6 protein-coding genes are annotated in these 5,616 nt (G+C 66.8%); 2 read left to right on the forward strand and 4 right to left on the reverse strand.

What is annotated here, in order from left to right; translation table 11 throughout:
• Positions 1-1,038 (reverse strand): flavin monoamine oxidase family protein (locus ACIQ42_RS15325; RefSeq protein WP_397423118.1); only part of this gene is annotated, 1,038 nt, incomplete at its 3' end.
• Positions 1,039-1,275: 237 nt separating this feature from the next.
• Between ACIQ42_RS15325 and ACIQ42_RS15330 the strand changes: the two genes are divergently transcribed.
• Both ACIQ42_RS15330 and ACIQ42_RS15335 read left to right on the forward strand, forming a co-directional pair.
• Positions 1,276-1,542 (forward strand): type II toxin-antitoxin system VapB family antitoxin, encoded by a 267-nt coding sequence (locus ACIQ42_RS15330; protein WP_397423119.1) that lies wholly within the window; start codon positions 1,276-1,278, stop codon positions 1,540-1,542.
• A complete protein-coding gene (locus ACIQ42_RS15335) occupies positions 1,539-1,955 on the forward strand; it encodes a type II toxin-antitoxin system VapC family toxin (RefSeq protein WP_397423120.1) in 417 nt (138 codons plus the stop codon). Before ACIQ42_RS15330 ends, ACIQ42_RS15335 begins: the two co-directional genes overlap by 4 nt.
• Before the next feature lie 34 nt (positions 1,956-1,989).
• Here ACIQ42_RS15335 and ACIQ42_RS15340 read toward each other — a convergent pair whose 3' ends face one another.
• From ACIQ42_RS15340 to purL, 3 genes are all read right to left on the reverse strand, one after another.
• The gene (locus ACIQ42_RS15340; protein ID WP_397423121.1) at positions 1,990-2,511 is read right to left on the reverse strand and encodes a tetratricopeptide repeat protein; all 522 of its coding nucleotides are present in this window, start codon (positions 2,509-2,511) and stop codon (positions 1,990-1,992) included.
• Between the two features lie 19 nt (positions 2,512-2,530).
• Positions 2,531-3,691, reverse strand: a complete 1,161-nt coding sequence (locus ACIQ42_RS15345; protein ID WP_397423122.1) for an alanine racemase — start codon at positions 3,689-3,691, stop codon at positions 2,531-2,533.
• A gap of 23 nt (positions 3,692-3,714) precedes the next feature.
• Positions 3,715-5,616, reverse strand: a 1,902-nt coding sequence (gene purL, locus ACIQ42_RS15350; RefSeq protein WP_397423123.1) for a phosphoribosylformylglycinamidine synthase subunit PurL, incomplete at its 5' end; no start/stop codon positions are given.

Here is a 5,616-nt window from a genome sequence, read left to right on the forward strand (position 1 = left end):
CTGGCTGAGCACGGTGAGCGGGATGGTGCAGACGCAGAAGTCGGCCTTGGTGGTGGTGGTCCCACCCTTGACGATGTCGGTGTAGGTGACGCTGACACCGGACTTGTCCTGCATCAGCCTGGTGACCTTGGCGTTGTAGGTGATCAGGCGGTCGACCTGCTTCGCGAACCCCTTGCCGATCATGTCCATGCCGCCCACCGGCTGGAACATGGTGGTCTGGAACTCGTCGTTCATGAAGAACGACATGTTGTTGGCGATACCGGACTTCACCACCTGATCCAGCGGAAACAGATCGGAGGGCTTTGGCGCGCCGTTGACGCCGCCGCCGGGGGGCAGGTCGAAGCCCCGGTGGCTGGAGGAGCGCAGGTTCCTGGCGTACTTCATGTCCTCGTCGAGCATGCCCCAGCTGCGCAGCGCCTCCTTGAAGCGGTCGACGTCTTCCGGCGAGAGTTTGGTGTCGAGGGATTTCTGGTCGATGGCCTTGGACAGCAGCTCAGCCACATTGCCCTCGAAGTCGGCGGCAAGGGACCGGAAGCGCTGGGGCTGGCCGCCGAAAGCATCGATGTTGTGGACATAGGCGTTGTGATTGAACTGGATGAAGGGCTCCAGCTTCACGCCGAATTTCTTGCAGTAGTGCAGCAGGGTGTTGTGGTGGTGCGGGATCCGCCAGGGTCCGGGATTGAAGAAGTTGCCCTTGGCGAAATTCACGGTCTGGGTGGCGCCGCCCATTTCCGTGAACTTGTCGCCGGCGCGCAGCGACCAGTTCCGCCCGCCGGGTCGGTCCTGATACTCGAGAATCCGGACGCTATAGCCGGCCTTTTCCAGTTCGTAGGCCGCCAGCATTCCGGCCAGGCCCGCGCCCAGCACGACCACCGAGGCCCCCTTGCGCGCGCCGGTCAGGTTGGGCGGGCCAAGGAAACGGCTTTCGGCCGCGTGACCAAAGGTGGTCATCATCTGGTACATGGCCGCTGTGCCGCCCATCAGGCCGATGGCGTGAAGAAGCTGCCGGCGCGTCGGCGTCTGGCGACCCGATTCCATGAAATGAACCCCCTGCTCAATCGTGACTGGAGGCAGGAGGACCAGAGCCCGGGCCCTGGCGGGAGGGTCTGGCGGCCTCGCGGCGGCACAAACCGATACGTTGGGCGAAAACGGGCGGAGCGTGTCTAAAGGCTAGGCAAAGCTTGGCCAGACCTGGGTTCGCACGGCGTCGAACCCCAAGGTCGGATCGTACGCAGCATCCTTGCCATCATGCCATCACGGGCCTATCTCTCGTCCATGCCCGCGCCCCAACTCTCAGTCCGTTCCGCCCGCGCCCGCGACCTGGCGCATCAACTCTCGGCGCGGGAGCAGCGACCCATTCATGCGATCGTTGAGGATGCGCTCAACGAATATGCGAGCAAGCGGCAGCAGCCGGAGTCTCCGCAGGCCTTCTTGCGGCGCTTGCAGGCAATTGGGGCGGACGTGCTCCGCGATGCAGATATTGACGCGCTCCAGGCGTCTGTCGACGAGAACCGGACGCCGCATCACGGCATTGATTTGTGATCCTGCTCGATACCAATGTGATTTCGGAGTTGATGCGGGAGAACCCCGACCCTGACGTGGCACGATGGTTTTCCCTGAATGACGGGGACGCTGCGTTACCCGCCATCGCGGTTGCGGAACTCGCCTTTGGCATTGCGAAATTGCCGGAAGGCGCGCGCCGCAATGCGCTTGGCCAGCGGCTGGTCGAATGGCGGCTGCGTTTCGCGGATCGAAGCCCCGGGTTCACGTCCAACACCGCGATGCTGTACGGCGAGATCATGGCCAACGCGCGCCGCGGCGGCCACAACATGGCCATTCCCGACGCCCAGATCGCCGCGATTGCGCTGGAACATGACTGTGCCCTTGCGAGCCGGAATGGCAGAGATTTCGCGACCACGTCGGTCGCGCTTATCAATCCCTGGCACGCGGCGTGAGCGCGCCCGACATCTTCCTGTTCGAAGACGGCGCCTAGCGATGCGATTGCGACGGGCCAGCCGCAGCCGCCATGGCCGCATCGACCTCACGCTTGTATCCCTCCAGCGCGGCGCAGCTCGACGTGCAGGCCGCAACCCTGGCCGTGAGCCAGATCAGTTGTTCCTGGGCCTTGGGGTCGTTCAGGCGAGCCATCGCCACGCCCAGGCCGCCGCGGGACTCCGGATCGCCGGGGGTGATGCGGATCGCGCCGGTGTAGCTGCGGCGTGCGCCACTCCAGTCCTGTAGCCCGATCTGGGCGGCGCCCAGCAGCTTCCACGACTCGATGCGTTTGGGATCGGCGCGAACGACGCTGGAGGCGAAGCGGCGGGCAGTCTTGTAGTCTCGCGCCTGAAGGGCCTGGGTGGCGCGGTCGATGCTGTACTGGGTGGTCTCGCGGTGGTTGGCCAGCAGGGCGTCACCGCCGGCCTGGAGATTTTCCATTTCGGATTGCTGGGCGTAGGCCGGGGCGGCGGCCATCATGGCCATCAGGATCAACGTTGCTGCCATGCGTGACATTGAACGTCTCCCGAAGCCGCTACTGTGACGCCCCACGCGCCTCGATACGCACAATGTTCACCAGTATGTCGCCCTGCACCAGATGCAGCAGGTCGTATCGATCAAGGGTGGGGTCGATGTGGCCGGGTGCGAAGGCGATGCGCTCGCCACGCACGAGGGGCTGGCCGTCGGGTCGCATCAGCAGGCCGTGTTCGTCGCCGAAGAAGTGAAACTTTGATCGCGCGACCTTTGGGGTCAGGGGCTCGGGCAAAGGACCGTCTGTGGAAAAGGCCTTCAGGCCGCCGTCGACAGTGACCCACTTTGGATGATTGTCTGTGATCACGGTGGTGGCGATGCTCAGGCTCTGTTCGAAAGCGCCGTCGGGGTCAGAGCTGAGCGCCTCGCGATAGTCGCGGTCCATGAAGGCGAAGGAGCCGGGCTGGACCTCGGTGAGTACGGCCTGGGCGGCGTCGGCGGCGAAACTGCCGGTGCCACCGCCGGTGACGACGTCGAGCGCGGCGCCGGTGGCGCGGATGGCGGCCAGGATGGTCTTCAGACGGGCCATGCCCTCAGCGATGGCGGCGGCGCGCTCATTGGCGCCCTTCAAGTGTTGCCACTGGCCGCCATAGCACTGGACGCCGATGAGCCGCAGGTTTGGCTGGGCGGCGATGGCGCGCGCGACCGAGGCGGCCTGTTCGGCGTCGTGGACCCCGGTTCGGCCGAGGCCTGGATCGACGTCGATCAGCACCTGGATCGGGGACGTCGCGGCGGCGGCCAGCTCGGCGACGCCACCGACGTGATCCAACACGATGCGAAAGTCCGGCAGGATCGCCGCGAGATGGGCGGCACGCCTGGCGGACAGCGCGCCGGCGACAGGCGAGGTGACCAGAATGGCGCCGACGCCGGCGGCCGCCATGGCCTCGGCCTCGCCCAGCTTGGCGCAACAGATACCGACCGCACCTGCGGCGATCTGGCGGTGGGCCAGGGTGGCGCATTTGTGCGACTTGGAGTGCGGCCTGAGCGCCAGACCGGCGGCCGCAGCGCGCCCGACCATTTTCGCGACATTGCGGTCGAAGGCGTCAAGGTCGAGAACGGCGGCGGGGGTAGGGATCTGGTCGCGAGAGCCCGGCTGGCCGATCAGGGCCAGGGCCGCGGCGACGTGGGGTTTCTCGGCGAGCGGGCCGAGGGTGGGGTGATTCATAGCCCATTCCCTCCGCGTTCTATTCATTCCCCCATGAACCCCGGCAGCCAGCCTTCATGTTTGGCCCGCAGGTCTTCCAGATCAACGGCGGTGATGAAGCCCGATGCTCCCGAGAGGGAAACCTCATCGCCGCCGGCCTGACCGACGATGGCATAGGCGACCCCGGCGGCCTCGGCGGCGGCGTCCAGCGCCTCCAGCGCATCGTGGCCGAGGGCGACGAGATAGCGCGCCTGGTCCTCGCCGAAGAAGGCGGCGTGGTCGGCGATGTCGCCCTGGACGTTGAGCGCCAGGCCCACATTGGACGCCAGGGCCATTTCGGCCGCGGCGGCGACCAGGCCGCCGTCGGAGAGATCGTGGACCGTGCGCAGGTCGCCGGACAGGATCAGTGCGCGGATCATGTCGCCGGTGCGACGCTCAAGAGCCAGGTCAACGGGGGGCGGCGCGCCATCCTCGCGGCCCAGCACTTCGCGCAGATACATGGATGCGCCCAGCTCGCCGGTCGTGGCGCCCACGAGCACCAGCACGTCGCCTGCCTGCATCGAGGCGAAGTCGGCGCGGCGGGCATAGTCGGGCAGGATGCCGACGCCGCCGACCGTGGGCGTAGGCGGGATCGCGGCACCATTGGTCTCGTTATAGAGGCTGACGTTGCCGCTCACGACGGGGAAGTCCAGCACGCGGCAAGCCTCGGCCATGCCGTCGATGGCGCGGACGATCTGGCCCATGATCTCGGGGCGTTCGGGATTGCCGAAGTTGAGGTTGTCGGTGATGGCGATGGGATCGGCGCCGACGGCTGTCAGGTTGCGCCAGGCCTCGGCGACGGCCTGCTTGCCGCCCTCATAGGGGTCATTCTGAACATAGCGCGGGGTGACGTCCGAGGTCATGGCCAGCGCCTTGCGGCCGCCATGCACGCGCACGATACCGGCGTCGGCGCCGGTGGCGGAGTCTTCCAGGGTGTCGGCCATCACGTGGCGGTCGTACTGCTCCCAGAGCCAGCGCTTTGAGGCCATGTCGGGCGCGCTCATCAAGGTCAGGATCGCGGCTTTCCAGTCCTCGGGGGCGGGGACATCGTCCGGCGTCAGGCGCGGCTGCAGCGTCGGTGCGACCCAGGGACGGTCGTAGAGTGGGGCGTCTTCCGCCAGCGGCGCCAGCGGGATGTCGCAGACGATCTCGCCCTTGTGCTTCAGCACGATGTGGCCGGTATCGGTGGTCCAGCCGATCACGGCGGCGTCCAGACCCCACTTTTCGAAGATCGCATGGCCGTCATGCTCGCGGCCAGGCTTGAGCACCGCCAACATACGCTCCTGGCTCTCCGACAGCATCATCTCATAGGCGCTCATGCCCTCCTCGCGCTGGGGCACCATGTCGAGATCGAGCTCGATGCCGACCTGGCCCTTGCCGGCCATTTCCACGGAGGAGGAGGTCAGACCGGCCGCGCCCATGTCCTGGATGGCGGCGACCGCGCCGGACGCCATCAGCTCCAGTGTGGCCTCGATCAGCAGCTTCTCGGCGAAGGGGTCGCCAACCTGGACGGTGGGGCGCTTTTCATCGGAGGCGTCGTCGAACTCCTGGCTGGCCATGGTGGCGCCGTGAATGCCGTCGCGGCCGGTCTTGGATCCGAAATAGACCACGGCGAGGCCCGCGGCGGGGGCGGCGGAGTAGAAGATCTTGTCCGCGTCGGCCAGGCCCACGCACATGGCGTTGACCAGGATGTTGCCGTCATAGCCGCGGTGAAAATTGGTCTCGCCGGCCACGGTGGGCACGCCCACGCAGTTGCCGTAGCCGCCGATGCCGGAGACCACGCCGGACACGAGGCGTTTGGTCTTGGGGTGGCTGGGATCGCCGAAGCGCAGGGCGTTAAGCAGCGCGATTGGGCGGGCGCCCATGGTGAAGACGTCGCGCATGATGCCGCCGACGCCAGTGGCCGC

The sequence above is a fragment of the Phenylobacterium sp. genome, assembly GCF_044372605.1.
Classification (GTDB): domain Bacteria; phylum Pseudomonadota; class Alphaproteobacteria; order Caulobacterales; family Caulobacteraceae; genus Phenylobacterium.